The 25,194-nt window shown below is 67.8% G+C and carries 28 protein-coding genes, 1 tRNA gene and 1 other RNA gene; 12 read left to right on the forward strand and 18 right to left on the reverse strand.

The window, feature by feature from the left end; translation table 11 throughout:
• Positions 1-12: 12 nt before the first annotated feature.
• Entirely contained in the window at positions 13-846 is an 834-nt protein-coding gene (locus A5732_RS15220) for a mycofactocin-coupled SDR family oxidoreductase (protein WP_139334771.1), read from the forward strand.
• Between the two features lie 11 nt (positions 847-857).
• A complete protein-coding gene (locus A5732_RS15225) occupies positions 858-2,060 on the forward strand; it encodes a cytochrome P450 (RefSeq protein ID WP_076102659.1) in 1,203 nt (400 codons plus the stop codon).
• Between the two features lie 9 nt (positions 2,061-2,069).
• On the opposite strand, the gene A5732_RS15230 is transcribed toward A5732_RS15225, so the two are convergent.
• The 5 genes from A5732_RS15230 to A5732_RS15250 all read right to left on the reverse strand — a co-directional run bounded on the left by A5732_RS15230 (position 2,070) and on the right by A5732_RS15250 (position 6,291).
• A complete protein-coding gene (locus tag A5732_RS15230) occupies positions 2,070-2,627 on the reverse strand; it encodes a TetR/AcrR family transcriptional regulator (RefSeq protein WP_076102660.1) in 558 nt (185 codons plus the stop codon).
• Between the two features lie 72 nt (positions 2,628-2,699).
• On the reverse strand, positions 2,700-3,026 hold the full coding sequence (locus A5732_RS15235; RefSeq protein ID WP_065126415.1) for a hypothetical protein: 327 nt from the start codon (positions 3,024-3,026) through the stop codon (positions 2,700-2,702).
• Complete coding sequence (locus A5732_RS15240) at positions 3,023-4,327, reverse strand: aromatic ring-hydroxylating oxygenase subunit alpha (protein ID WP_076102661.1); 1,305 nt, start codon at positions 4,325-4,327, stop codon at positions 3,023-3,025. The genes A5732_RS15235 and A5732_RS15240 overlap by 4 nt, the downstream gene beginning before the upstream one ends.
• Positions 4,324-5,223, reverse strand: coding sequence for an enoyl-CoA hydratase/isomerase family protein (locus tag A5732_RS15245; protein WP_076102662.1), 900 nt, complete (start codon positions 5,221-5,223; stop codon positions 4,324-4,326). Before A5732_RS15245 ends, A5732_RS15240 begins: the two co-directional genes overlap by 4 nt.
• A 102-nt stretch (positions 5,224-5,325) precedes the next feature.
• The gene (locus tag A5732_RS15250) at positions 5,326-6,291 is read right to left on the reverse strand and encodes a TIGR03621 family F420-dependent LLM class oxidoreductase (RefSeq protein ID WP_064953861.1); all 966 of its coding nucleotides are present in this window, start codon (positions 6,289-6,291) and stop codon (positions 5,326-5,328) included.
• Positions 6,292-6,426: 135 nt separating this feature from the next.
• Here A5732_RS15250 and A5732_RS15255 point away from each other — a divergent pair, with 135 nt between their 5' ends.
• From A5732_RS15255 to A5732_RS15265, 3 genes are all read left to right on the forward strand, one after another.
• Positions 6,427-7,131: an SDR family NAD(P)-dependent oxidoreductase gene (locus A5732_RS15255; RefSeq protein WP_076102663.1), complete on the forward strand. Its 705-nt coding sequence runs from the start codon at positions 6,427-6,429 to the stop codon at positions 7,129-7,131.
• Positions 7,132-7,162: 31 nt separating this feature from the next.
• Positions 7,163-8,617 (forward strand): aldehyde dehydrogenase, encoded by a 1,455-nt coding sequence (locus A5732_RS15260; RefSeq protein WP_076055832.1) that lies wholly within the window; start codon positions 7,163-7,165, stop codon positions 8,615-8,617.
• Between the two features lie 77 nt (positions 8,618-8,694).
• Positions 8,695-9,084, forward strand: coding sequence for a PPOX class F420-dependent oxidoreductase (locus tag A5732_RS15265; protein ID WP_076102664.1), 390 nt, complete (start codon positions 8,695-8,697; stop codon positions 9,082-9,084).
• Positions 9,085-9,096: 12 nt separating this feature from the next.
• On the opposite strand, the gene A5732_RS15270 is transcribed toward A5732_RS15265, so the two are convergent.
• The 3 genes from A5732_RS15270 to A5732_RS15280 are packed head-to-tail and all read right to left on the reverse strand — an operon-like array spanning position 9,097 to position 11,005.
• Positions 9,097-10,083 (reverse strand): NAD-dependent epimerase/dehydratase family protein, encoded by a 987-nt coding sequence (locus tag A5732_RS15270; RefSeq protein WP_076102685.1) that lies wholly within the window; start codon positions 10,081-10,083, stop codon positions 9,097-9,099.
• Between the two features lie 26 nt (positions 10,084-10,109).
• Positions 10,110-10,832 (reverse strand): cutinase family protein, encoded by a 723-nt coding sequence (locus tag A5732_RS15275; protein WP_076102665.1) that lies wholly within the window; start codon positions 10,830-10,832, stop codon positions 10,110-10,112.
• The gene (locus tag A5732_RS15280; RefSeq protein ID WP_064953855.1) at positions 10,832-11,005 is read right to left on the reverse strand and encodes a CsbD family protein; all 174 of its coding nucleotides are present in this window, start codon (positions 11,003-11,005) and stop codon (positions 10,832-10,834) included. Before A5732_RS15280 ends, A5732_RS15275 begins: the two co-directional genes overlap by 1 nt.
• A gap of 61 nt (positions 11,006-11,066) precedes the next feature.
• On the opposite strand from A5732_RS15280, the gene A5732_RS27355 reads away from it, so the two are divergent.
• A complete protein-coding gene (locus tag A5732_RS27355; RefSeq protein ID WP_170880131.1) occupies positions 11,067-11,228 on the forward strand; it encodes a hypothetical protein in 162 nt (53 codons plus the stop codon).
• Between the two features lie 14 nt (positions 11,229-11,242).
• Here A5732_RS27355 and A5732_RS15285 read toward each other — a convergent pair whose 3' ends face one another.
• Positions 11,243-12,262: a phosphotransferase gene (locus A5732_RS15285; protein WP_076102686.1), complete on the reverse strand. Its 1,020-nt coding sequence runs from the start codon at positions 12,260-12,262 to the stop codon at positions 11,243-11,245.
• A 187-nt stretch (positions 12,263-12,449) separates the two neighbouring features.
• On the opposite strand from A5732_RS15285, the gene A5732_RS15290 reads away from it, so the two are divergent.
• Both A5732_RS15290 and A5732_RS15295 read left to right on the forward strand, forming a co-directional pair.
• Positions 12,450-13,043: a TetR/AcrR family transcriptional regulator gene (locus A5732_RS15290; protein ID WP_076102666.1), complete on the forward strand. Its 594-nt coding sequence runs from the start codon at positions 12,450-12,452 to the stop codon at positions 13,041-13,043.
• Positions 13,044-13,120: 77 nt separating this feature from the next.
• Entirely contained in the window at positions 13,121-14,395 is a 1,275-nt protein-coding gene (locus A5732_RS15295) for a serine hydrolase domain-containing protein (RefSeq protein WP_076102687.1), read from the forward strand.
• On the opposite strand, the gene A5732_RS15300 is transcribed toward A5732_RS15295, so the two are convergent.
• The 4 genes from A5732_RS15300 to A5732_RS15315 are packed head-to-tail and all read right to left on the reverse strand — an operon-like array spanning position 14,390 to position 18,598.
• Entirely contained in the window at positions 14,390-15,031 is a 642-nt protein-coding gene (locus A5732_RS15300; RefSeq protein WP_076055838.1) for a cutinase family protein, read from the reverse strand. The two genes, A5732_RS15295 and A5732_RS15300, sit on opposite strands and share 6 nt — an antisense overlap.
• Entirely contained in the window at positions 15,028-16,095 is a 1,068-nt protein-coding gene (locus tag A5732_RS15305; protein WP_064953852.1) for an NAD(P)H-dependent amine dehydrogenase family protein, read from the reverse strand. Before A5732_RS15305 ends, A5732_RS15300 begins: the two co-directional genes overlap by 4 nt.
• A gap of 38 nt (positions 16,096-16,133) precedes the next feature.
• The gene (locus A5732_RS15310) at positions 16,134-17,273 is read right to left on the reverse strand and encodes a hypothetical protein (RefSeq protein ID WP_076102667.1); all 1,140 of its coding nucleotides are present in this window, start codon (positions 17,271-17,273) and stop codon (positions 16,134-16,136) included.
• The gene (locus A5732_RS15315) at positions 17,270-18,598 is read right to left on the reverse strand and encodes a hypothetical protein (RefSeq protein WP_076102668.1); all 1,329 of its coding nucleotides are present in this window, start codon (positions 18,596-18,598) and stop codon (positions 17,270-17,272) included. The genes A5732_RS15310 and A5732_RS15315 overlap by 4 nt, the downstream gene beginning before the upstream one ends.
• A 44-nt stretch (positions 18,599-18,642) precedes the next feature.
• Here A5732_RS15315 and A5732_RS15320 point away from each other — a divergent pair, with 44 nt between their 5' ends.
• Complete coding sequence (locus A5732_RS15320; RefSeq protein WP_065126407.1) at positions 18,643-18,981, forward strand: hypothetical protein; 339 nt, start codon at positions 18,643-18,645, stop codon at positions 18,979-18,981.
• Between the two features lie 3 nt (positions 18,982-18,984).
• Here A5732_RS15320 and A5732_RS15325 read toward each other — a convergent pair whose 3' ends face one another.
• The 3 genes from A5732_RS15325 to A5732_RS15335 form a co-directional block, all read right to left on the reverse strand.
• Positions 18,985-20,370, reverse strand: coding sequence for a CHAT domain-containing protein (locus A5732_RS15325; protein ID WP_076102688.1), 1,386 nt, complete (start codon positions 20,368-20,370; stop codon positions 18,985-18,987).
• A complete protein-coding gene (locus A5732_RS15330; protein WP_076102669.1) occupies positions 20,367-22,055 on the reverse strand; it encodes a hypothetical protein in 1,689 nt (562 codons plus the stop codon). The genes A5732_RS15325 and A5732_RS15330 overlap by 4 nt, the downstream gene beginning before the upstream one ends.
• 97 nt (positions 22,056-22,152) lie before the next feature.
• The gene (locus A5732_RS15335; RefSeq protein WP_170880145.1) at positions 22,153-22,611 is read right to left on the reverse strand and encodes a lipoprotein LpqH; all 459 of its coding nucleotides are present in this window, start codon (positions 22,609-22,611) and stop codon (positions 22,153-22,155) included.
• Between the two features lie 176 nt (positions 22,612-22,787).
• Between A5732_RS15335 and A5732_RS15340 the strand changes: the two genes are divergently transcribed.
• Together A5732_RS15340 and A5732_RS15345 are read left to right on the forward strand one after the other, a co-directional pair.
• A complete protein-coding gene (locus A5732_RS15340; protein ID WP_064953846.1) occupies positions 22,788-23,168 on the forward strand; it encodes a hypothetical protein in 381 nt (126 codons plus the stop codon).
• A 14-nt stretch (positions 23,169-23,182) separates the two neighbouring features.
• The gene (locus A5732_RS15345) at positions 23,183-23,923 is read left to right on the forward strand and encodes an enoyl-CoA hydratase/isomerase family protein (RefSeq protein WP_253189073.1); all 741 of its coding nucleotides are present in this window, start codon (positions 23,183-23,185) and stop codon (positions 23,921-23,923) included.
• 1 nt (position 23,924) lies between these two features.
• Here the strand turns inward: A5732_RS15345 and A5732_RS15350 are convergent, their stop codons facing one another.
• Positions 23,925-24,773: a hypothetical protein gene (locus A5732_RS15350; RefSeq protein ID WP_076102671.1), complete on the reverse strand. Its 849-nt coding sequence runs from the start codon at positions 24,771-24,773 to the stop codon at positions 23,925-23,927.
• 89 nt (positions 24,774-24,862) lie between these two features.
• A tRNA-Ser gene (locus tag A5732_RS15355) sits at positions 24,863-24,951 on the reverse strand.
• 76 nt (positions 24,952-25,027) lie between these two features.
• Here A5732_RS15355 and ffs point away from each other — a divergent pair.
• Positions 25,028-25,124: signal recognition particle sRNA small type (gene ffs / locus A5732_RS15360), an RNA gene on the forward strand.
• The last annotated feature ends 70 nt before the right edge of the window (positions 25,125-25,194 follow it).

The raw sequence follows: 25,194 nt of genomic DNA on the forward strand, positions 1-25,194 counted from the left end.
GGTGGAGGACATATGGGTCGGATGGATGACAAGGTCGCGTTCGTGACCGGTGCGGCACGGGGGCAGGGCAGAAGTCACGCCGTCCGGCTCGCGCAGGAGGGTGCCGACATCATCGCGGTCGACATCTGCCGTGGATTCGAAGGGTCGCCCGCCCCCGCCGCCACGCCGGAAGACCTCGACATCACCGCGGGCATGATCAAGGACGCCGGAGCCCGCGTCGTGACCGCCGAAGTGGACGTGCGTGAGTACGACGCGTTGAAGGCGGCGGTCGACAGCGGCGTCGAACAGCTGGGCCGGCTAGATGTCATCGTCGCCAATGCGGGCATTGGCACGATGACCGGCAAGCTGCACAAGACCGACGAGGCGCTGTGGCAGGAGATGATCGACGTAAACCTCACCGGGGTGTGGAAGTCGGTCAAAGCCGGTGTCCCGCACATGCTGGCCGGGGACCGCGGCGGTTCGATCATCTTGACCTCGTCGGTCGCGGGTAAGAAGGCCTACTTGCACACCGGCCACTACACGTCGGCCAAGCACGGGGTGATCGGGCTGATGCGGGCGTTCGCAGTTGAATTGGGGCACAAGATGATCCGGGTCAATGCCGTGCTGCCGACCCATGTGAACACGCCGCTGCTGATCAACGAGGGCACCTTTCATGCCTTCCGCCCCGATCTGGAGAACCCGGGGCCCGACGACCTCGCGCCGATCTGCCAAACCTTCCACACGCTGCCGATTCCGTGGGTCACCGCCCAGGACATCAGCAATGCCGTGTTGTTCCTGGCCTCCGACGAAGCGCGATACATCACCGGCGTGGCGCTGCCGGTGGATGCCGGCAGCTGCCTGAAGTAAGGAAAGCATCGATGACCGTCACCAACGACACCGACGTCTACTACGATCCCTACGACGTCAACATCAATGCCAACCCCTACCCGATCTACGCGCGGCTGCGCGAAGAGGCGCCGATCTACTATAACGAACGCTACGATTTCTGGGCCCTGTCAAGGCATTCCGACGTCGAGCACGGACTGGCCAACTGGGAGGCCTTCTCCAACCGGCGAAGCGACATCCTCGAGCTCGTCCAGTCGAAATTCGACATGCCCGGCGGCGTCATGATGTTCCAGGACCCGCCGGAGCACTCCAGGCTGCGCGGCCTGATGTCGCGGGTGTTCACCCCCCGCCGGATGGCCGCCCTCGAGGACCAGATTCGGCAATACTGCATACGCTGCCTGGACCCGCTGGTCGGTTCCGGTGGATTCGACATCATCGCCGAGCTGGCATCCATGATGCCGATGCGTGTGATCGGGATGCTGTTGGGAATCCCGGAATCCGAGCAGATCTCGGTGCGCGACGCCAATGACGCCAACCTGCGCACCAAGCCGGGCGCGCCGTTGAAGGTCGCCAACGCCGACTCCATCGCCGACGGCAGGATCTACGCCGACTACGTCGAATGGCGCTCCAAGAACCCCTCGGACGACCTGATGACGACGCTGCTCAACGTCGAATTCGACGACGAGAACGGGGTGCACCGCAAGCTGACCCGCAAAGAGGTGCTGCACTACACCCAGGTGGTCGCCGGGGCGGGCAACGAGACCACCGGCCGGCTGATCGGCTGGCTGGCCAAGGTGCTCGCCGAGCACCCCGACCAGCGCCGCGCGGTCTACGAGGACCGGTCACTGTTGACCCGTACCATCGACGAAACGTTGCGCTTCGAACCCACCGGCCCGCACGTCGCGCGTTGGATGGCAAAGGATTTCGAGTGCTACGGCACGACGGTTCCGGCCGGCAGCGCCATGCTGCTGCTGTTCGGCGCCGCCAACCGCGATCACCGCCGCTACGCCGATCCGGACACCTACAACATCCGTCGCGACAACATCTCGCACATCACCTTCGGGAAGGGCGTGCATTACTGCCTTGGCGCGAACCTGGCCCGCCTCGAGGGCCGCGTCGCGCTGGACGAGATGCTCAACCGGTGGCCCGAATGGGACATCGATTACGACACCGCGCAATTGGCGTCGACGTCGACCGTGCGCGGCTGGGAGCGGCTGCGGGTCGTGCTGCCCTGAGCCGCCGCGTCACATGCCCCGGCGCTTCTTCGGGGTGGGCATCTCGAACCGGTCCAGGAAGCGGTTGACCAGCGCGACGGCCTCGTCGTGCCCACCGTGGGTGCCGAGCCCCTGCTCGAGGATCAGGGTGCGCCCGATGGAGGCGATCACCACCGCCAGCGCCGCGGGCGGGAATTCGTCGGTATCGAGTTCGTGTTCGCGAACGATGAAGTTCAGCGCGGTGATCTGCTGTTCGCGCCAGCGTTCCGACCACGCCGAGATCTCGGCCCGAATCTCCTTGCGGTGGTTGGCAAGTCCCATGAACTCCAGCAGCAGCCGGGTGTCCTTGGGCGCGGTGAGCGTGTCCCAGAAGGCGTGCAGCGGGCGGTCGGAGGCCAGTGCCTGCTGCTGACGCTCCAGGTAGACGGCGGCGCCGCTGCGGAAGACGGCCAGATACAACTCGTCCATCGTGGGGAAGTAGTAGTGCACCAGGGCCGGTTTGACGCCGGCCTTGGCGGCCACCCGCCGCGACGTGGCGGCGGCGTAGCCCTCCTCGACCATGATCTGACTCGTCGCCGCCACCAGCATGTCGCGCGTGGTCGAATCACGCGCCTTCGGTCGCTGGGATGCGGTCACAGTGTGGTCTTATCACAGGCCGTGTCAGGGGACCGGTTCGGCAACCATGTCGAAGAACGCGGCGCCGGAGTCCGGGATGCGGTTCTGCTTGAACACGTTGACGGCATAGGAGACCAGAATCATCGAATAGAGCAGGTGCAGCAGCCTGGTCGCATCGTCCGGTAACGCGTTGATGTCGCGCTCATTCAGGTACGCGATCGCCTCCTCGGCCCGGGGGGCGATGGCGTCGTAGAACGTGACGAGGTCGTCGTAGGGCTTGGACAGCCGCGCCTCGTAGCGCTGCGCCCGGGTCGGCAACGCCCAATCGGCGACGAACGGTTCGAGGTCGGCGAACCCCTGCGGCAGTGTCATGACGACTCCCCGGATCGGTGGGCGTCCACGGTGTCGCGAATGACGGTGTGAAACTGGCGGATCAGCAATTCCTGATCGCTGAGGTGAAAGGTGTTCTGCGCGCGGGTCTTCAGCGCCGAATGCGTGGCCTCGATCGTGTTCACGTCCTGCATCGCGAACTCGATCGTGCTGTCGACCACAAGTTCCTGGGCGAGGCGGTCGGCGGCGTTGGCCGGCGGCACGAAGTACATGTCGATCTCGTAGATGTGCGAGTCGACGCTCTCGGGCCAATAGGTATAGGTGATGTAGTACCCGCGCGCCCAAATCTGGATCGAGATGTTCGGGAAGACCCAGAACTGGTCGTTGCCCCACGAGGCGATCTCGCCGCGATTGAGGAAGTTCGGTCGCGATCCGTCAAAGCCCAAGTCGGGTACGTCGTCGGGCCCGAACAGGCCGGCGCGGAACAGCTTGTAGACCCAGCGCTGGTCCTGGCGGGCCGGTCCCGCGGTGCCGGGCTCACGAGGTGGCAGCGGGGGCGGTCCGGGAACCGAGGTGAGCATGTGCGGCCGGAACAGCTCGTAGTGGTAGGAGTCGACGGGCGGCACCATCTTCTCGGCCTTGGCGACATCGGGATCGATGAAGCGACCGTGCACGTACGGCGGGTGATACCACTCGCAGACCGAGTCGACGGCCAGCTTCCAGTTCCCGTTGATGCGGGTGGAGAACCCGTAGTGCTGCGTCATCTTGTCGAAGGGATAGGCCTCGATGCCCAGCAATCCGTCGCCCAGGAAGCTGCGTAACGGCACCGGATCGTCGGCGAGGTTGACGAAGATGAACCCCGCCCACACTTCGCAGTGCACCGGCGGCATCCGCAGCGTGCTCGTGTCGAGGTCGAAGAACTCGCCCTCGTTGGTGATGTGGTTGACCTTGCCGTCCAGGCCGTAGCGCCAGCCGTGGTACTTGCACGCGAACGCGCGACAGGTGCCCGACGATTCCCGCGCCGGGTGCTCCTGCCAGACGACCTTGTTGCCGCGGTGCGCGCACACGTTGTGGAAGGCGTGCACGGTGTCGTCCCGGTCGCGGGCGATCACGATCGAGGCGAGCCGCCCGGGCAGGTCGCGGGTGAAGTACGACCCCTTGCGGGGCAGGCGTTCAATCCGCCCGACGCACAACCAGTTTCGCTCGAAGACCGCCTTGCGCTCGGCGGTGAAGAACTCTTCGGAGATGGAATCCTCATAGCTGACGGGCGCGGTCCCCAGTTCGGGATAGTCGGTGGTGAACTTGCCCCGCCCGGTGGACAGGCGCTGCTGGATGCCGGTCACGAGGGGACTCCTTCGCTGCGTTGCCCGCCGTTGGGCGCCGAGTTTGTCCAAGGCTCCTGGTCCCAGGCCCGGTCCAGCGGTGCCATCTCGCCGCCGAACGGGAAGAAGGCGCGCTGCGCGTAGGTTTCCCGGGCGAGACCATGGCCGAGCTCGTCGATGAAGGCCCGCTTGAGCGGGTTGGTGAACAACTGCCGCGAATAACGCAGCGTCAGCGGTGGGCGCTTGACCAGTTCTCGGGCGAGTTCCCAGGCCCTGTCCAGCAATTGGTCCTTGGGCAGCACCTCGTTGACGACGCCCCACTCCTTGGCCTCGGCCGCTCCGAGCTTCATGCCGGTCAGCAGGAAGTAGCGGGCGCGGGTATGACCGGCCAGGAAGCTCCAGATGACGTGCTGTCCGTCGCCGGGCACCTGGCCGCGGGGGAAGTGGGAGGCGTCCTGGAAGTAGGTGTCTTCGGAGGCCAGGACGATGTCGCCCATCAGCGGGACCTCGGAGTGGATGTTGCACGGGCCGTTGACGGCGCTGATCATCGGGACGTCTACGTCGAGCACATTGCTGATCAGGTGCCTTGCGTACCAAGCCTTTTCATCGAGCTTGACTAGGCCTCGGGTGCCGGGCATCAGCAGATATTCGGGCTTGTCCACCACTTCGCCGTTGGGTAGGCGGCCCCAGTTCGCGTTGTAGTTCTCACCGGTGCCGGTGTGGATGAGCACCTTGATCTCGCGATCGCCGGCGATGTCGGCGAACGCGTCCGACATGTCGTCGTGCGCGCGCCAGTCCCACACCAGACTGCCGCCGTTGGTGTGGCACTGCATGAACAGGATTCCGTCGTCGGTGAGTTCGAACCGGTAGTTCGCATACCGATCGTGATATTCGCTGTACCTGGTTCGTTTTGCCATTGAGCCGTCTCATTCTGCGAGAAACTGTCAGCCAGCTGGTTTGAGCGATCGCCCAAACCGCGTAGCTGACATGCTTGCACCTGCGGTCGCGGCGGTCAAGGCTCACCGTCCGTGCAGGCGGGCCACCACCGGCGCGAAGGAGTCGATCTGTGCCTGCTGCACCGTGACGTAGTTGATGCCCAGGGTTTCCCGGCGCGAATGCAGCGTCTCGGCAACGTGTTCCGCCGTACCGATCAGCACATTCGGATGATCGCGCAACAGGTCGGCGGCGATGCCAGTCGACTTCGCCAGCCCCGCGAGCACGGTCTCGGGGTCGTCGCTGATTTCGGTGAAATAGGGGGAGCTTTCGACGTCCAGCCGGCCGAAGCGCTCGCCGGCGGCGGCCCGCACGAAGCCGATCCGGCGCTGCGCCACCGCCTGTGGGTCCAGCCCGTCGGGATCACGTGCCACGAAAGGCACGCTCGAGATGCTGACGATGTCGGCCTCGCGTCCGGCCAGGGTGAGAACGCGCTGTCCGCCTCCACCGATCATGATCGGCGGATGGGGGTGCTGCACCGGCCGTGGCCGCCCCGCATAGCCGCGTACCTCGACCAACTCGCCCGAGTAATCCAGTTCTTCACCCTGCCAATGGGCCTTGACGAGCGAAACCACCTCGGCCAGCTTGGCGATGCGCCGGCCCGGCCGGTCGAATGCGAGCCCCATCGCGGCGTACTCGACTCCGCTCCATCCGGCGCCGATGCCGAATTCGAGGCGTCCGTCGGAGAGTAGATCGAGAGTCGCCGCTTCTTTGGCCAACACCGCGGGCACGTGGTAGTCGATGCAGAAGACGCGGCAACCGATGCGCAAGGTCTCGCTCCAGGCGGCCGCCGCCGCCATCGCCGCAATGGGCGCCAGGTCTTGGCGCGGAGTGCGCGCTTCTCGCTGCGCCGGCCCCGGTCCCAGGTAGTGATCCGCGAGGAAAAGCGTTGTGTATCCGAGATCTTCGACGCGACGAACGGTATCGCGCCACTCTCGTGACCCGGCGGCATTGGTGGCCTGCACTCCGAAACGAAACGGGGGTCTGTCCATCAACGGACCCTAAGTGGGCCCCTGAGCGGAATCAAGGCGAAATCGACAACTCGCGCTTGACCGCACGCGAGGCCGGGTGATAGGCATGTGAAGCCCATTTGGGCGGTCGCTCAGGAAAGTCGAGGTGTTGCTCGCGTGAAGACGGCGGTCGTAACCGGCGGTGCTTCGGGGATCGGCCGTGCGGTCGCCGAGCGATTGCGCAGCGATGGATTCCGGGTGGCAGTCCTCGACCTGACTCCCACCGACGACGGCTTCGGCTATGGCGCCGATGTCGCCGACCGCGCCCAGGTCGATACCGCGATAGCGGAGATCCGCGCGGCGTTCGGCCCGATTCTGGTGCTGGTGAATGCCGCGGGCGTGGAGGGGTTCGGAAAGTTCTCGAACATGTCCTTCGAGGAATGGTCCAAGGTCATCGACGTGAACCTGCACGGCGTGTTCCACACCGTTCAGGCCGTGCTGCCCGACATGGTCGAGGCCGGATGGGGTCGCATCGTCAACATCTCGTCGTCCAGCACCCACTCCGGGCAGCCGTTCATGGCCCACTACGTCGCCGCGAAGTCCGCGGTGAACGGCCTGACCAAATCGCTGGCCCTCGAATACGGTCCGGCCGGCATCACGGTCAACGCGGTTCCGCCGGGCTTCGTCGACACCCCGATGCTGCGCAGCGCCGAGCGGCGGCACCTGCTCGGTGGCACGGTGGAGGATCACATCGCGCGCACCCCGGTACGTCGCGTCGGCAAGCCCGAGGACATCGCCGCGGCATGCGCCTTCTTCGTCTCCGAGGAAGCCGGTTACATCACCGGCCAGATACTCGGGGTCAACGGCGGTCGCAACACCTGATCGCTGAACACGCAGAGCCCCAAGGAGATTGATGTACGAGAGGGACCAGCTCTTCATCGATGGGGAATGGACGGCACCAGCCTCTGGATACGACGCCGTCATCTCGGTGGTGTCGCCGCACAGCGAGGCGGTGATCGGCCACGCGGTCGCCGCCGGACCCGACGACGTGAACCGGGCCGTCGACGCGGCGCGCAGGGCATTCGACACCGGGCCGTGGCCCCGCATGCAGCCGGCGGAACGGATCGAGGCGCTCACCCGCCTGGCCGGCATCTACAAGGAGCGGCGGGCCGACATGGCCGCGCTGATCTCGGCCGAGATCGGCGCGCCCATCACCTTCGCGAAGATGGCGCAGGTTCGCCTACCGCTGACCATGATCTCGGCGTTCTGCGGCATGGCGGCGAATTACCAGTGGCGACAGGATCGTCCGGGCCTGTACGGCAAGGACATTCGGATCGTCAAGCAACCGGTCGGCGTGGTGGCCGCGGTGGTGCCTTGGAACATGCCGCAGTTCCTCACCATGTGCAAGATCGTGCCGGCGCTGTTGGCCGGGTGCTCGGTGGTGCTCAAGCCCGCCCCCGAATCCGTGCTCGACGCCCAGCTGCTTGCCGAACTCGTTGCGGCAGCGGGCTTTCCGCCGGGCGTGTTGAACGTGGTACCCGGCGGCCGCGACGTGGGTGAACTGTTGGTGGGCCACGCGGGCGTGGACAAGGTCTCGTTCACCGGGTCCACCGCCGCCGGGCGGCAGGTCGCGCTGGCGTGCGCCCAGGGGCTGAGACAGGTGAGCCTGGAATTGGGCGGCAAGTCGGCCGCCGTGGTGCTCGACGACGCCGACCCCGCCGCGACCGCCACCGCGATTCAGATGGCCAGCCTCGCCAACAGCGGTCAGGTATGCAATGCGCTGAGCCGCATCCTGGTGCCGGAGGCCCGCAAGGATGAGTTCGTCGACGCGCTGGCGGCGGGCATGCGGTCGATGACGGTGGGCGACCCGGCCGACCCCGACACCCAGATCGGGCCGCTGGTGGCGCGGCGCCAGCAGGAGCGGGTCCGCGGCTACATCGAATCGGGTAGAAGCGAAGGCGCGCGCCTGGTCACCGGCGGCGGCGAGATGCCCGACGGCCTCGAAACCGGTTGGTACGTAAGGCCGACGCTGTTCAGCGATGCCACCAACGACATGCGGATCGCCCGCGAGGAGATCTTCGGCCCGGTGCTGACGGTCGTCTCCTACCGGGACGAGGACGAGGCGGTTCGGATCGCCAACGACTCCGAGTACGGCCTGGCGGGATCGGTGTTCACCGCCGACGTCGAGCGCGGTTACGGCGTGGCGGCCCGGGTGCGGTCGGGCACCTTCGGCGTCAACGAGGGCTACATCATGGATCCGGCGGCGCCGTTCGGTGGGGTCAAGAACAGCGGGTACGGCCGCGAACTCGGCACCGAGGGGATCGACAGCTACACGGCCAGCCAGTCCATATCGACCGCGGCCTCGTGACCATGTTGCGTTCCGCGTTTAAGTTTCTTAACTACCGGGGATAGCGATGGGGCAACCCCGACAGGTAAGGAACACGCGTGGCCCCCAGCTTCAAGGACGTTATCCAATCCAAGTACTTGCTGTTGACGACCTTCACCAAGGATGGCCGTCCGAAACCGACACCGATCTGGGGCGTGCCCGACGGCGACGACACGCTGTTGGTGATCACCGATGACGGGTCGTGGAAAACCAAGCGCATCAACAACACTCCCAGGGTGACGATCGCCAAGAGCACGGTGCTGGGCAAGCCCAAGAGCGAAGAGGTCCAAGCGAAAGCCCGGGTGCTACCGAAGTCCGAGACGCGCCGCGTCTACAACGCCGTCCTCAAACGGTACTGGTACCACGCGCCGTGGTTCTATGTGCACTCGATCGTCCGCGGCGGCATCGACAAGGTGCACGTCGGCCTGGAGATCAAGCCCGAAGGCTGAGCCGCCCCATGGTCAGCCGCCCGCGGTGCGAATGGCCTCGAAGGTATCCGCCACGGTCTCTTTGGGGTCCCGATAGGTGATGCCGAGGTCTCGTTCGCTCGGGGAATCGTCGGACGCCGGCATCTGCGTGTAGTACTGCATGCCCGCCCAGGTGAACGGCGTCTCGAAGGGCAGGAAACGGTTCGCCCGGTCCAGCACCGCGCCCGCAACGCGCAACGCGGTGTCCGGGATCGGGACGGCGACCATCGGCGTCCCGGCGACCTCGCCGATCAGGTTGGCGAGGTCGGCCGCGGGCACCCGGTGACCCCCGGCGGTGTAGCGGCGCGGTCCGCGTCCGGGCTCGAGCAATGCCGCGTGCAGCGCGGCCAGGTCGCGGACGTCGACGATGAGCCAGGCCGCGCTGCGTCCGGGGATCGCGTGCATCTGCACGGCCGCGCGCACCCCCTCGCCGGCCTCACCGAACTGGTCGCCGACCGGCGGACCGAGCACCATGCCCGGATAGCTGATGTTGACCGGCGCTCCCGCGTCCTGCAGGCCGGCGGCGTAGATCTCGACCTGCGCCTTGGACGTTCCGTATCCATCCGCGCCGCCCACCACCGGCAGGTCCGCCGTCAGCGTCTCCAGGTCCGGATGGAACAGCGCGGTGAAGCTGGACACGTGGACGATGGGGTCCAGGCCGAGTTCGACGGACTGACCCAACACGTTCTGGGCGCCCTGCATGTTGGTCGCGAGCATCTCGGGCGTCTGGCGCGGGTCGGTGGCGACCAGCGCGGCGCTGTGCACGACGGCGTCGCATCCCTGCAACGCCTCGCGCGCCGCGACGCGATCGGTGATGTCCGCGACGGCGAAGTCCGAGACGTCGACGCCCAGCTTGGCGACGGTGGTGTGCAGCTTGTCGGGGTTGCGGACAAGAAACCTGACGGAGTGCCCGGCGTCGGAAATGGCCTTGGCGGTCCACCCGCCGACGAACCCCGTACCGCCCGTGATCAGAACCCGCATGGGCTCATTCTGCAAGACCGCCAAACCTAGAGGTGGCTGGAGGCGAAGTTGGCGGCTTGGTTTGTCATGCCGTTAACCGGATAGGAGGTGTGCGCCGCAAAGTCGTTGCCCTCGGCGTTGCCGCAGACCGGGTCGCCCTGCGCGCACAACTCGAGCGTCTTGGGCTGATACAGCGGCCCGATGGTCAGCGGCGGTGCGTTGTACTTCTGCAGGAATTGACCCGACGGCGTCCCGAACAGCGTCACGGCGGCCACGTGCTGCGCGACGTCCGGCGGCATCGGCGGGGGCACCAGGGATGCGGGCACACCCGGGGGCACGGCGGCCGATGTGGTGTAGCCCGCCACCGCCGCGCCCTGCGAGTAGCCGCCGAGCACCTCCTTGGTGTTGGGGCAATTCGCCGCCATCGACTCGATGTGTGAACTGGCATCCCGGATGCCGTCGATGACGGTCAACGGGAAGTCGGCGCTCGAAAAGTCAGTGCTGGCAGGGTAATTGACCGGGTAGACGGTCAGTGATCTGCCGCCGACCTGTGAGCGCAACGTGTCGATGAATGTCTGCCCGATCCCGCCGACACCCGGCGGTTCGCCGGATCCCCGGGCAAAGACGACCTCGACGTCGGGACACGGCTCGGCCGCCGCGGGCGGAACGGGCGCGCTCGGGACGAACGGACCGAACACCGCCGCAGCCGAAAGCGCGGACACCGACAAGCCGCGCGCCGACACGACGGCCAACACCTTGCGAATGTTCATTACTTCTTGAAAGCGTCCTTCACCTTCTCGCCGGCATCTTTCAGGCTGGACTTCGCCTGGTCCGCCCGGCCCTCGTCTTTGGTGTCGGGATCACCGGTCGCTTTGCCGACGGCTTCCTTGGCCCGGCCCCCGAGGTCCTCGATCTTGTTCTTCACTTTGTCTTCGTTGCTCATGGCCTGCTGGCTACCCCTCAACAGGAGCTATCGAAACCCCCGCCCTGTCATCATGGAACTCGTGAGCACCGCAATCGTGGTGGCAGTAGTGGTGGGGTTGATGCTGCTCGGCATCGGCATGGTCGTCAATCAGCTACTGCGGCTGAGGCGCTATTTAAGCGACTCACCCACCGAACAACCGCGCGTTATCAAGCCCGAGCCTCCCGACCCGCCGATCCCCTGAGGGGCGCCGCGGGTTCAGCTCGCAATCGCGGCGATCGCGGCCGCGCTCTCCAAGTCGCCGAAGGCGACCGCGTATCGCTGGGCCAGGGCCGCAGCGACTTCGACGCGTTGCCAGAGTCCCCCGTCGGCGCTGGCCGTGCACAGCCACAACGTCAGCCCGTGTGCAACCGACGCGCGATAGCGCAACCAAACCTCTGCACGGGACGGCATCTCGTCGGCGGACAGGGCGAGCGCATCGCGGTATTCGTCGAGCAGGCTACGTTCGTGCTTGCGGCGATCATCAACCGTCAGGGCGCCCTGCAGGAAGTAGCCGAGGTCAAGTGACCAGTTTCCGCGGCGCGTCATCTGCCAGTCGAGGAACCCCACTTCGCCCTGTGGCGTGACGTACGTGTTGCCGATGTGGGGATCGCCGTGCAGCAACGTCTGCGGCGATGAGGTGAGCGTCCGGATGTAGGGCTTCCACACTGACTCGACGAGATGGTCGATGGTCAGATCCAGCACCTCGGCGGGAGTGTCGCGGTCGAGGAGTTCCAGGGCCGACGGCAGCGGAGCGTATTGCAGGCCGTCGAAGGCCAGGAACGGTTCGAGCCAGACGAGATCCGGATGTCGCAGTACGCGCTCGCCCCAGTACCGGCCGTGCAGTCGGCCCAGGGCCCGCACCCCGGAGGCGGCGTGGTCGACGGTCAGCGGTCGGAGCGAATCACGCGGATCCGCCGCACGTGCGTTCAGATCCTCCATGACCATGATGAAGTCGTAGGCGTCTTCATCGATCACAGCGGTGTACACCGTCGGGTGTTCGAGGGGTAGGCGAACACCGGACATGAACAGTCGCGGCTCGTGGAACATCCCGCTGGTCATCCGGATCAGCTCTTTGTGAGCCGGATCGGCGGCCTTGACGAACACGGTGGCCGGACCGCTGCCGGTCGAATAGCTCAGCGCCAATCGGGCGCGCCGGTTGGTGCCGTCGTCGCAAAGCTCGACGGCCACCTCGTCGACGACGGCATCGGGGTGACGCTCCGCGAGGGCCGCCGACATCCAGGCCGGTGTGATGTCATCCCAGCTCTGCGGCACCGACAGCGGCAGTGTGGTCACCGGGATCCTCTCGCCGTGGATGGCCGTGGTGGGCCAGTAACGACACGGACCGTGTCGTTACTGGCTGGAGGCGAAGTTACCGCATGCGGCACACCCTTTGGAAGGGCTTGCCCTGATCTAAGCTCGCCCCATGCCTCAGATGAGGGGCGGCAGGCCGCGCGACATGCAGCTTGACGATGTGATTCTGGTGGCCACCCGGGATCTCTTGGCAGCGGGCAGCTATGCCGAGTTGTCGATGGAAAAGGTGGCCGCCCGCGCCAAAGTGGGGAAGAAGACGTTGTACCGGCGGTGGCCGTCGAAAGCCCCACTCGTCGCAGATGCCGTCCTGGACGCCTACGGCCGAGGCGGCTCGTTCGAGGTCCCCGACACCGGTGACCTTCGGGCCGATCTGCGCTCCTGGCTCGTCGAGCACGCCGAATTCATAGCCGACCCGGCGAGCGCAGCACTCATACGCGCGTTGATCGCCGCTGCGGCCGCAAGCGCGTTGGACAACGAGGCGCTCTACCAACAACTCAGCATCCCCCAGCACGCCGGGCTGTTGGACCGCCTGCGCCGGGCCGCCAGCGACGGCCACTTGCAGGCCGACGCGGACCTCGATTCGGTCGCGAACGCGCTGATCGGCACCCTGCTGCTGCGGGTGCTGACCGGCATACCGGCGGGTGGGCCGCCCGCGACCGAGTTCGACGGACTCCTCGACGCGCTTCTCGACGGCACCGCGCGTTGAGCTGCGAAGCCAGGGCCAGGGGTGAATCGGCTCAGGCTGATAGCTTCAAGCTCGTGAACGCTCGAGGCGTCGCGACGGTGACGCCGTCGACTCTGCTGGTAACCGACGCTGGCTTGCCGCGCGGTGTGTCCGGTGCTGCCGACCCGCGTTTCGCGCGCGCCATCAAAGTGTTCTCCCAGTTGTTTCCCGGGCGCCGGTTCGGCGGGGGAGCGCTGAGCGTCTACGTCGACGGGGTTGCCGTCGTGGACGTCTGGACCGGGTGGTCGGACCGGGCCGGCACCCAGCGCTGGGGCGCGGACACCGGCGCCATGGTGTTCTCGGCGACCAAGGGCGTCGCGTCGACCGTGATTCACCGGCTCGCCGACCGCGGCCTGCTGTCCTACGACGCGCCCGTCGCCGAATACTGGCCGGAGTTCGCCGCCAACGGGAAGGCCGAGATCACGGTCCGCGACGTCCTGCGGCACCGTTCCGGGTTGTCACACCTGCGCGGCGTCACCAAGACAGACTTGATGGACCACCTGCTGATGGAGGAGCGCCTGGCGGCGGCGCCGGTCGATCACCTGCGCGGCGTGCAGGCCTACCACGCGCTCACCTACGGATGGCTGCTCTCCGGTCTGGCCAGGGCGGTGACCGGCAAAGGCATGCGCGAGCTGATCCGCCAGGAGGTGGCCCGTCCGCTCAATACCGACGGGCTGCATCTGGGCCGCCCACCGGAAGGCTCGCCGACCACTGCGGCCGAAATCCTGATACCGCAGGGCCGGCTGCGCGCACCGGTGATCAACTTCATCGCACCGCGGGTGGCCGGTCTGCCGTTCTCCGGTGCGCTGGGCGCGATGTACTTCCCCGGCGTCATCTCCCTGATCAAGGGCGACACCCCGTTTTTGGACGGCGAGGTGCCCGCCGCCAACGGCGTGGTGACGGCGCGGGCGCTGGCCAAGATGTTCGGCGTGCTGGCCAACGACGGCCGCATCGACGGGAAGACGTTCGTGTCCGAGGACCTGGCGCACGGGCTGGCCGGGCAGGCGCGCCGCAGGTGGCCGGACGCGAACATGGTCGTGCCCATGCCTTTTCACCTGGGCTACCACGAGTCGCCGGTTCCCGGTTTGCTGCGCGGCTTCGGTCACGTCGGGCTGGGCGGGACGCTCGGCTGGGCCGACCCCGAGGCCGGCAGCTCCTTCGGCTTCGTCCACAACCGGCTGCTGACCCCGCTGCTGTTCGACATGGGATCCTTTGCGGGCCTTGCCCGTCCGCTGCGCAATGCCATCGAGTCGGTCCGCGACCAGGGGCCGATCGCGGTGCCGGCGCTGGGTGCCCGCTACGCCAAACCCGCTCGGCGACGGGCCGCCCTATAACCGTCCCGCGACCAAGGTGGCGGCCTCGGCCGTCATCCCGGATGGGACGTACGAGCCGTGCGCCATGAGGCTGCCGCCAGCGGCGGAGCATACGGGATCGCCGTCGGCACACATGTCAATGGTCTTGGCGGCATACGGCGGGCCGATCGACGAAAAGACGACGCCGGTGAAATTGCCTGCGCGCTCGCTGGTGGGATTACCGAAGATGGCGATCGCCGCCACGTGATCAACGGCCTGGGGCGGCAGGGCCCTGGTCGCCAGATCCATCACGCCCGCCCCTTGGGAGAAGCCGCCGAGCACCAGCCGCGTGTCGGGGCAGCGCCCGATCATGTCATTGACGTGAGCGACCACATCGTCGGCGCCGGTTAGCGCGCTCGACGCGAAATCCCCTGTCGCCGGGTAATTTACGGGATAGACGCCCATCGAACGCCCGATGATCTGCGATCCGAGCGAGTCGACGAAGGCCTGACCCACCTCGCCGAGGCCAACGTCCTGGCCGGTGCCGCGGGCGAACACCACCTCGACGTCCGGGCACGGATCGGCATGCGCCGCAGTGCTATCGAGGGGCCCGCTCAAGGTCCCCGATGTCGTCGCGGCCGCAACGCTGAGGATGCGAATGATGCAGCGCGCACTCACCGATCAATGCTGACATACGCGTTGCCGCGCGGCAGTGTCAGCGGAAGATCGGCGTACGTGGCGATGCCCGGCGCCGCGGCCACGACGGCGGCGATCCCGTTGATGGCGGGCACCGCCGTCATGATGTGACCGAGGTCCATGAATTCCTCGAGCGTCGTGGCCTCGAAGTACGGCGGCGGCAGGAAGCCGACCTTGGTGGTGACCGTCGGCTGCCCGTCGACCTGGATGACCCAGCCGTCCTGCTCGATCTGCCAATCGGGTTCGAGCGTCTGCCCCTTTTTCCACCGCACGTTGAGGTCGATCAGGACTTTGCCGTTGACGATGCCCTGCCAGCTGATGTAGGTGCCCGCGACGTGCCCCGCCGGGATGGTCCAGGACGCCATGACGAGATCCTCGGTGGTCTGGGCGAACTCGGCGACGCACTTCACCTCGTCGAGCTCGACCCCCAGCGCGTCGCCCACCAGCCGGACGGCCTCGCCGAAAATCGCCGTGCCCTTCGCGGCCATCGCCGGCAGGTCGGGGTGGTCGATCGGCTGGCCGAAGCCGACCGGCTTCTCGGTCTCCGGGGAGTCATAGAACGTGGTGTCGGCGGCCTCGTTGACGGTGACCTTGTCGATCCGGTTGCACACCATGGCCGACACGATGGCCAGCAGTTCGGCGAAGCCCGGGCTGACGCCGGACCCGAAGATCGTGGAGCCGCCCTTCTCGCAGGCCTCCAGGATCCGGTCGCGGCCCTCGCCCAGGTTGTGTCCGGTGATGAACGACGCGGTGGTCACCACGTTGACGCCCGCGGACAGGATGCGGACCAGTTCGTCGACGTTGATCCACATCGGGTTGTAGACCACGCAGTCCGGCTTCAGCGCCAGCAGCTCGTCGATGTCGTTGGTCGCCTTGATGCCGAGCGGCGGGAGCCCGACGAGTTCGCCGGCGTCGCGCCCGGCCTTCTCCGGCGACCAGGCATAGCAGCCCACCAGTTCGAGGGTGGGGTTGGTGACGATCGATTTCAGTGAGCTCTTGCCGACGTTTCCGGTGTTCCACTGAACGACGCGATAGGTGTTTGGCACTCGCTCAGCATAGGGAATGACCGGGGTTCTTAGTAGGCCTAATAGGCAGATTCTGAGGCCAATATTTCGGCGAGGAAGGCGTCGCGCGGCGGTAGGTCCAGCCGGGCCCGCACCCACCCTCGCACGCGTTCCCTGGTCTCGGCGGATTCGGGCGTTTCGGCGCCCACGACCACCGACGTCGCAGACCAGTCGTGGTCCCACGCCGCCGACTCGGTGAGGGCGCGCCCTTGGCCGTCCTCGAGCGGAAGGGTCGCGCGCCCGGCCGCGTCCAGGGTGCCAGTGCCGTCGATGGCCGCCGAACGCAGCCGCACCGCGATGCCGGTGGCCGGGTCCGGGCCGATGACGGCCGCCTGCACCGCGGCGACGGCCGTCGCCCCGGCGGTCTCGATGCTCCAGCCGACGGTGTTCTCGCCGGCATCGAAGATCGCGGGCGGAACCCCGCTCCAGGCGACGGACGCGACGCCCCGGGCTATCGCGCCCGCACCGCGCGGACCCGAGCCCGCGCCGGCGGCCAGCGCGTAGTCGTCGCGGCGATCGCTCGGCAACGTCACGATCAAGCTCGAATCATCCACGGCCGCAATCAGTTCGGACCAGTCGTCGTCGTCCGTGCCGATCTCGTCGGCGAGTCCGGCGCCCGCCCGGACCAGGTCGACAACCCGCGAATCAGCGCTGCGGACATGGCTTATCAGCGCGGCGGCGTGCGGCGCCAGCAGCTGCGTCATGTCGGAATCCAGCGTGTCGTCGGGGAAGAAGCTCTGCGCCCCGGCGGTCAGCAACGCGACCTCGACGTCGAGCAGCGCTCGGTCCAGGCCGGCGATACCGTCCTGTCTGCTGGCCGGCCACCATCGGCGCAGCCAGTGCCCGGTGGCCAGCCTGCGCAGCGGGGCGACCGAGCCCGGCACCAGCTCGACGCCGGTGAGCTCGATGCTGTGCGGCCGGCCGGCCGCCCCGTCCACGGCCGACACCACGGCGACATGTCCGGCCTCGCCGAGGATCCGCCACAACCAGTCCGCGCGCGACACATCGGTGAACGTGATGTGCGGCGCCGCATCGTCGGGATCGTCGAGTGTCCAGGACAGCACCGCGCCGCTGACTTCCAGCAGCACGACCAGTGGCGTCGCGGCCGCGGTGTCGTCGGGGCCGGTGCTCCAAAGCCCGGAATCGGCAACCAGTCTCACCCTGCCACCTGCAATTCCAGCATCGCTTTGATCCGTTGCCGGTGGTCGAGGCTCACCGACCGGGCCACACCGTCGAGCAGCGCGCGCACGTCGTCGACGTCGGCACAGGGTTCCTGCCAGACATCGCGCCCGTGCAGCCGGGCCCACAGCCGGCTCAGGTAGGGCTGCGCGTAGGCGGCCAGGTCGTCGACCACCTGCCGTTGGCGAGGATGAATCGGCCCGTTCTCGGCCAGGTAACGCCGGGCGTGCAACACATATGCTTCCTTGCGAAGCCGCGCCTGGATCTGGGTGGCCAAGTCGTAGCGGCAGGAGGCGGACGGATCCAGCGGAGCCAGCTGGACCGCGACCTCGATGCCGGCCACCAGCGTGGCTTGTTTGTCTTCGGCCAACAGTCCCCACGGCGCGCAGGCCCGGTCGACTTCTTCCTCGCAGAGCAAAGGGATTTCGGGCAACGCGTCGCGATCCAGGGCACGCCGCAGGGTGGCGCGCACCCGGTCCACCACGCTGCGATCCAGCGGTCGGTCGCCGTCCGGGCTCTGTGAGATCGCCGGGGGGCGTTGCGGGGCAATCGAACTCAATCCCAACTCGACGAGCGACCATGGCAGCCGGGCGGTGTCGGTGCGGGCCAGCGCGCCCAGGTTGTACGGGGTGGGGCCGGTGATCATCGCCGTCCAGACCCGCTGACGGGCCGCGGCGGCGCCGTGGCTGCCGGCCGCGCCCAAGACGGTGCCGAGCTCTGCCCGCAACGGATCGATGGCGGCCTCTCCCGCGCGCACGTCGCGCCAACTGCGCTCCAGCTGCTTGGCCAGCGTGGCAACGACATCGGGGTCCGCGACGTATCGATGCAGCACCTCTATCGCGGTGCGATCGCGATCCCGGTGGATCTCGCCGAGCACCGTCGCGGCCGTCTCGTAATCCTGCGGCGTCGGTGGACCTTTGGTGACGGCGAGTTCGAAGCACACCGGAAAGTACAGTTCCTGCGCGTTCCCGGTGCGAATCCGCTGCCGGCGTCGCTCCAGTTTCAGAGCGTCGAACCAGGCTGCCGCCGCGCGCAATTCGGAACCGCTACCGACGATGAGGTCATGCATCGCCGTGGCCGTCTCGGGCGCCACGACCGGGGCCGAATACGCGGGGTTGGACCGCAGGCGCAGCACCAACGGGTCGATGATGCGTTTGACGGTGCGGCTCAGCGGGCCGCCATCGTCACCGCTGAGCACCTCCACGCCCGGACCGATGGCCCGCCACGCCGCCTCGATCACCAGCCGCCGCGGATGGCCCGACGTCTCGCCTTCCACGGCGGTCGCTACCTGGGGGTCGGCGCTCATCTGCACAGAATAGGGCCATCGCAAAGTTTGCGGCAGCAATAAAGTTGGGTTCGGTAGCCGGTGCGCGGCGCGACGCTGATCGGATGAACAAGCTATTGCTGCTGGCCGATTGGGTCGGGTCGCGCCGCCGCCGGGACGCCGGGAACCGCACCGTCGGGGTCGGCACCGTGCGCAAGGTCAAGCGTCAGGTCTTCATCGAGGTGGTGGCCGTCTCGGGGGAGACGTTCATCGGCAAGCTGGCGCGATGCGAGGGGGGCCTGGATTTGTCCGTGCTGCGGCCGGGCCTGGTCGTGCTGGTGGCCTTCGATCCGACCGCCCGCGAGGAACTTTCGCTGCCCGACGATGTGCTGGCCGTGCACGCGGCCTGGGTGGCATCGCTGTGAGCGCTACCGTTCGCCGTCCACGGCGAACGTGACCAGGGCGGCCCAATACAGCGGGCTGGCACTGAGATCCCCGTCGCGCCAGCGCCGCATCTGCTCTCGCTGCCAACGGTTTACCGCGCATCCGGCTTCCCGCGCGGCGTCGTGCGCGCCGTCCACGGCGGCCACCAGCTCGGCCATCGGATCGGCCGGTTCGGGCTCCGGCGCACCGGACAACTCGGCGAATTGCCGGTACGCCGCCGTCGTCGGCAGCGACCATAAGGTGGCGGTCACCAGTTGCGCGCCGTTCAGGATCATCGCCGCCACCAAACCGGTTGCCTCGTCGAATTGGTAGTCACCACCCGAGCCGCACGCCAGCAGCGCTACGCGTGGCGGCATCGGCAATCGAAGGGCCATCAGGTCCGAGGCGGTCAATGGGCGGTGATCGCCGATCGCGTTGGCATCCCCGGGGATATCCGCGGTGTCGGCCAGGTGCAGTGCCGCCCGGTCCGCCCGAGTTCCCTGGTCGTGCTGGTCGTCCGCCGAGCTGGCGTGGCCGACGTAGAGCAGCCGGCACGGGGTTTGTGCCAGCAGCTCGCCCAGCCACGCGCGGTCGGCGTCTTGCCGGCGGAACAGGTCGAGCACGGTGTCGGCGCGCGGCAGGACGGGTCGCCGTTCGATGAGTCCGGCGAAATGCGCTGCCACGGGCGTGTGCGGCGAGGGCCTGCCCAGCACCGATCCCAGCGCGGAGTCCGGTCGCTGTCCCGGCACCCGAGGATCGAGAACGAGCAGCGGCGGCCCTTCTCGCCGGGTGTCCCACCCGGCGGGCGTTCGCGGCGAGTGCACGATGTTGGGCGGCACCGCCATCAGCACGTCGACCAGCTCCATCAGCCGATGGCCATCGGTGAGCTCGTCGATATTGCCTAGCCGCCAAGGGATTTGGGCCGCCGTGCGCCCGCTGGCGGTAATCGCGTCCTGGCGCGCACGCACCAGTTCCTCTTTGCTGGGGCCCGACTTCGGGATTGCCAGCAGCCCCCAGGGCATCCGGGCCAGCCGTGCGCTCGGCGAGACGAACAGCACCGCCCGCGGCGAGGCGACGCATTCGGCCAACAGCTGCCACCCGGGCGTACCGATCAGCAGCACACCCAGGATGTAGGCGACCGTGAGTTCGGTGTCCGGCTTGGCGAATGGTCCCGTGGCCAGGGCGCGCTGGATGGCATCGTGCCGCGTTTCGGCGCCATGCGGCTCGGGCAGGGCGGCGGTGAGCTCCTGCAGTGCGGCCAGCAGCAGCGGCTCTTCCAGCACCCAGGTGACGGTCCTCGACGGCTGTCCGACGATCCGCAGGCTGGCGTAGGTCGCTATCCCGAGGTCGGCGTACCGCAGCACCAGGGTCAGCCGGCCGGCCTCGCTCATGGCCACGTCGACCAGGCAGGCTCGGCCGCGGTGACATCGCGTCCGTAGCGCTGCGAAGCCAGCTCACGATAGTGACTCAGGATCGGCCCCGCCCCGGGTTGCATCTGCAACGGCGGCAACGGCCCCAGCCTGGTCAGCGACGCGCCGCCCGCGACGGGTGGGCCCGCGGCGGCCAGCGCGGCGGGCTCCGCGTCGGCGTCGATGGGCACCGACGCGATGGCCGTCGACGCCCATTCTCCGATCCGCGGCCTTTGTAGGCCCTCGAAAGTCCCTCGCGCGCTGTGGTATTCGACGAGCTCGCTGATCAGCGCGGTGTTCTCCCACTCCCAGGCCACGGCGAACGCGCCGGCCAGGATGGGCGCCGCGATGCCGCTGGCCCAGCGGGCCCGGGCGTCGGCGTCGGCGATCGAATATCGCACCGAGTCAACCGCCAGGGCGGCCGGCACCTTGAGCTCGGCGGCCTGTTCGAGCTTGGTCATTCCGCGCCAGTACTCCGGCGTGCCGACCTCGCCGCGCAGGATGCCGAGCCCGTCGGCCTGGCGCGCCTCGGTTTCCTCCAGGGTCTCGTCGGGATCACCCGAGCTGTCGAACCCGAGGTCGGCCAAAGCGTCCGCGCGCCAGACGGTTCCGAGGTGATTGTCGAGCTGGGCGTACTGCAGCCAGCTGCTGCGCGGCGAGGAGTCCAGCAGTTCGCGGGCCTGCGCGATCAGCTCGACCGCGTCGGAGAAGTGGCTCCAGAAGATGGCGATCCAGCTGCGCTGCAACAGGATACGGTGCAGATGCAGCGGCTTTCCCAATTCCCGCCACTGTCGTTCGGCGTGCTCCCAGCATTCGTCGGCGGCCTCCAGCGCGCCGGCTCCCAGCCGGGTGAGTCCCATGTACAGCCAGCACCGCGCGACGTCGTGGGCCCGCTCGTGGCGGGCGATGACGGGATAGGCCTGCCCGACCAGTTCCTCGGTGCCGGCGTGGTCGTTGGCCGCCCACCGCGCCGCGGCCCGCTCCAATTGCGCTCTGGCTGCGGCCAGTTCCCACCCGTTGGCGTGTGCCCGCGCTTCGGCGCGGCGCAGCCACGGCTCGGCTTCCGGCAACCGTCCGGTCTCCACGCAGAACCTGCCGTACCCGGTCGCGGCGGTGACCCACAGGTGGTCGGCGCGCTCACCGGTGTCCCCGGCACGCCCTATGCCTTCAAGAACCGTCTCCCACAATGGGACTGATCGCACGTGCAGGTCGTCGTCGCACAGCGCGATCGCGCACAGGACGTGCGCGTACGTGCACAGGTACCGGTGCTCGTCGGCGAGGTCGTCGGGTCCGGAGTCGTTGTCGCACAACGACTCCAGCTCCGCCGCTGCGCCTTCGTGATCACCCAGCGCCGCGCCCAGTGCCGTCTGCAGGAACTGGGCGCGCCGCGAGTACCGGCGGATCATGTGCGTGATTTCGGCGTCGGCGGGCAGGCCCGCGTAGATGGCCACGCAGTCCCGAATACGCCGGACCGATTCCCGCACCCCGTCGTAGGCCCCGCGCGCGAGGTAGATCTCGCCAAGCTGTGCAAGGGCTTCCAGCATCAGGTCGTCGCGGTCCTCGCGCTCGATCCGCGGAATCAACGAGAGCAGCAGGTCGCGTGCCCCGGTCTCATCGGCGGCGAACGCCATGCGACGCGCCTTATCCAATTCGTCCGGGATCGACACGGCTGCATCATAAGTCCGGGGGCGGTATCTGGTTGGCCAAACCGCGAGCGGCGGACGCGTGAGTGAGGCACGTCCGCCGCTCGAGGGCCGCAATCGATCAGCCGCAGGACACCTTGATGGTGAAATCCTTGGTGATCATTCCCGCCATCGGGTTCTTGATGTCGGCGCCCTGCGCCTGACCGGTGATGGTGTAGGTCTTGCCATCGACCGCGACGCTGGCCGAACCCACCTTCGCGCCCATGTTGTCGCTGACCGCCAGGGCGTTGCCGTCGACAAAGAGGGCCACCGACTGGACCTTCGGGTTGGCTTCGTCGGTCATCACGACGGCCAGCGCCTGCTGGGCGCCGCCCGTGGAGCCGCTGCCGATGTCGATCTTGCCGCCGGTCCGCACACACGTCACCGAGGCCGGGTTCACGCCGGCCAGGTCCGTACCGCCCACCTTGACCTGCGCGTTGGTGCCGGTGGAGGCGCTGGGGGTGGTGCTCGGCGCAGGTGCGGCCGTGTGGCCACCGCCCGAGCATCCCACCAGGGCCACTGAAGCCGCGGCGCAGCCCAGGGTCCCAATCGCAGCTGCGAGAAGACGTTTCACTTGTAGTTCCTTCCTTCGTGCGCCGCCCCGATGGCGTCGTCCTGGCGCAAGTACAGACCGCCCCGGTTGCTACCGATCCCAAATTTCGCGGGGCCGAGCCGGTAGGCTGCGTCGATGTCGGAGCCGGCACATGGAGGAACACGATGCTCAGCGTGAAATGGCTGGAAAAGCCTGAGGCCCATGACTTTCCGGCGGCAGCGGACTATCTCACCATGCTTGCGGACGGCCAGACCGTGAAAAAGGTGGTCAAAAAGCTGAAGTCCGGCACCGTGACGCACAGAAAGGCCAAAGACATCCTGCGGGCGGCGCAGCTGAGCCTGCTGCCGGTGGACAACCCGCACGTCGCGGCGGACCTGACCAAGATCGAGAAGGGCCTGCCCCTCTCGCCCATCCTGCTGGTTCGCGGCGACTTCATGACCGGGGTTCCGTTGCAGATCGCCGACGGCTACCACCGCGTCTGCGCGAGCTATCACACCGACGAGAACACGGACATCCCAGTCGTCCTCGCGGCGGTCAGCCGCTGATCGGAGGAATGATCATGATCGACATCAGCATCGTGGGGACCGTGCAGGTGCTGACGCTGTCATCGGGTGCAGTCAACGCGCAGGATGTCGAGCTGCTCGAAGAGCTCTCTTCGGCGGTGCGCGACCTGGCACGGTCGGCCGCCGGTGCACTGGTTGTCACCGGTGCGGGCCGAGCTTTCAGCGCCGGCGTCGACCTCAACCGCGTGGTGCAGGGCGGCACCGGCTACACCGATCGGCTGGTACCCGCGCTGTCCGCGGCGTTCGAGGCGGTGTTCAGCTATCCGGGGCCAACGGTCGCCGCGATCAACGGCGCCGCCATCGCGGGCGGCTGCGTGCTCGCGTGCGCCTGCGACCGCCGCCTGATCAGCCCCGAGGCGCAGATCGGTGCGGCCGAGGTGCGCGTCGGGGTGCCGTTCCCGGTCGCCGCGCTGGAGGTCATGCGCTACGCGTGCGGGGTGCACGCCGATGAGGTGTTGCTGGGCGGCCGCAACTATCGCGGCGGGGATGCCGTGGCCCGCGGGCTGGCCCACCGCGTCGTCGCCGACGAGCTCATCGAGGTGGCCGTGGCGGAGGCGTCGGACTTGGGCGGCATCCCGGCCGACGCCTACCGGCAGACGAAGACACAGTTGCACGCCCCGACGATGGCGCGCATCCACGAGGCCCGCGGCGTCGATGACGAGGTGCGCCGGATGTGGGGCACGGACGAGACGCTGCGACGCATCGCCGTCTACGTGGAGGGGCTGCGGCGCCGCTGAACTAGTCCTCGTCGGCGTTTTCGTCCAGAGCCACGCCGGCCCGAGTGCGCCTGCGCCGCATTCGGTGCGACCCCTTGCCGGTCGGGCGCCGGTTGCGCAATTTGGCCTTCGACTCGTCGCTTTCGTCGCCGACTTCCTCGGTGTCCTCGGCGGGCGCGGCCTCGGTCGTCGGCTCCGGTGCGGCCTCAGGTTCGGCGGTTTCGATGGTTTCGGCGGTGACTTCGGCGGGGGCCGCCGCAGGCTCGGCCTCTTCGGTCTTTGAGGCTGCTTCGGCTTCTGCCTCGGTGGTCTCCGCCTCATCGTCAGCCGCGGCGGCTTCGGCTTCTTCGGCTTCTTCCGTTTCGTCGGCTTCGGCCTCGGCGCCCTTCTTGCGCCGCACGCGACGCTCCTTGGGCTTCTTGGCCTTGATCGGTTTGGGCGGCGGCGGGGGCAGCTCGGCGACGAAGGAGAGGTAGAAGGCGAAAATGCCGAGCAACGCGATCGCGGCGGCGGCGCCGTAGATCCCGAACAACCACCGCCCGGCGGCGTCCAGGCTCAACCAGATCTCGCTGATCGCCGTCCCGATGATCAGCACCCCGGCCAGCACGTGGGCCACGATCGACCAGATCCTGATGGACAGGGCCAGCTGCGGCGTCCCCAACTCGGGCTTGCGGGTGCGCAGCAGGGTGAACACCACGGGCAGCGCCGCGAGCGCGACGAGCGCACCCGTCACGATGCGCAGCGCCGTCCCCAACGTGTGCGCGGTGTCGCCCATCAGCTCGGGCCAGCGGGGCAGCACGAAGAAGAAGTAGAGGAAGCCGGCAGCGATCGAGAATGACGCGTGCCATGGGATGGCGACCTTGCGCCCCATACCCCTCCTCGTGCTGGTGATTTCACGCCAGCCTAAAGGCGGCCGACCCGAATCCATATCAATTCGTACGTGTCCGCTTGGCGGACCAATGGCGGAGGATGCGGGATTTGAACCCGCGAGGGCTGTTAACCCAACCCGCGTTCCAGGCGAGCGCCATAGGCCACTAGGCGAATCCTCCGTGGCCATGGTAACCGAGGGCCCGATGGCCCCCGCCAGTTGCTCGTCGTCGGCTCCGGGGCAGGTATTAGACTCGTCGCTGGACCCCGCGCGGCGTCTATCCTGTGAACTCCCCCAGGGCCGGAAGGCAGCAAGGGTCAATGGGCTCTGTCGGGTGCGCGGGGTCCCCTATCTCCATGAGTGGCGACCCGCTTCGCCCGGCTCCGCCGCGCTTGCGATCGCCACTGGCTTCCCGCCTTCGACA

The organism is Mycobacterium colombiense, from assembly GCF_001953985.1.
Classification (GTDB): domain Bacteria; phylum Actinomycetota; class Actinomycetes; order Mycobacteriales; family Mycobacteriaceae; genus Mycobacterium; species Mycobacterium colombiense_B.

Excerpts from the sequence above, each read along its gene's own strand:
- A5732_RS15260 (WP_076055832.1), top strand. The coding sequence starts at position 7,163 with ATGTACGAGAGGGACCAGCTCTTCATCGATGGGGAATGGACGGCACCA.
- A5732_RS15275 (WP_076102665.1), bottom strand. The coding sequence starts at position 10,832 with ATGAACATTCGCAAGGTGTTGGCCGTCGTGTCGGCGCGCGGCTTGTCG.
- A5732_RS15315 (WP_076102668.1), bottom strand. The coding sequence starts at position 18,598 with ATGAGCGCCGACCCCCAGGTAGCGACCGCCGTGGAAGGCGAGACGTCG.
- A5732_RS15280 (WP_064953855.1), bottom strand. The coding sequence starts at position 11,005 with ATGAGCAACGAAGACAAAGTGAAGAACAAGATCGAGGACCTCGGGGGC.
- A5732_RS15285 (WP_076102686.1), bottom strand. The coding sequence starts at position 12,262 with ATGTCGGCGGCCCTCGCGGAGCGTCACCCCGATGCCGTCGTCGACGAG.
- A5732_RS15340 (WP_064953846.1), top strand. The coding sequence starts at position 22,788 with ATGCTCAGCGTGAAATGGCTGGAAAAGCCTGAGGCCCATGACTTTCCG.
- A5732_RS15270 (WP_076102685.1), bottom strand. The coding sequence starts at position 10,083 with ATGCGGGTTCTGATCACGGGCGGTACGGGGTTCGTCGGCGGGTGGACC.
- A5732_RS15350 (WP_076102671.1), bottom strand. The coding sequence starts at position 24,773 with ATGGGGCGCAAGGTCGCCATCCCATGGCACGCGTCATTCTCGATCGCT.
- A5732_RS15245 (WP_076102662.1), bottom strand. The coding sequence starts at position 5,223 with ATGGCAAAACGAACCAGGTACAGCGAATATCACGATCGGTATGCGAAC.
- A5732_RS15325 (WP_076102688.1), bottom strand. The coding sequence starts at position 20,370 with ATGAGCGAGGCCGGCCGGCTGACCCTGGTGCTGCGGTACGCCGACCTC.
- A5732_RS15290 (WP_076102666.1), top strand. The coding sequence starts at position 12,450 with ATGCCTCAGATGAGGGGCGGCAGGCCGCGCGACATGCAGCTTGACGAT.
- A5732_RS15230 (WP_076102660.1), bottom strand. The coding sequence starts at position 2,627 with ATGCTGGTGGCGGCGACGAGTCAGATCATGGTCGAGGAGGGCTACGCC.
- A5732_RS15250 (WP_064953861.1), bottom strand. The coding sequence starts at position 6,291 with ATGGACAGACCCCCGTTTCGTTTCGGAGTGCAGGCCACCAATGCCGCC.
- A5732_RS15235 (WP_065126415.1), bottom strand. The coding sequence starts at position 3,026 with ATGACACTGCCGCAGGGGTTCGCCGACCTCGAACCGTTCGTCGCCGAT.
- A5732_RS15220 (WP_139334771.1), top strand. The coding sequence starts at position 13 with ATGGGTCGGATGGATGACAAGGTCGCGTTCGTGACCGGTGCGGCACGG.
- A5732_RS15225 (WP_076102659.1), top strand. The coding sequence starts at position 858 with ATGACCGTCACCAACGACACCGACGTCTACTACGATCCCTACGACGTC.
- A5732_RS15345 (WP_253189073.1), top strand. The coding sequence starts at position 23,183 with ATGATCGACATCAGCATCGTGGGGACCGTGCAGGTGCTGACGCTGTCA.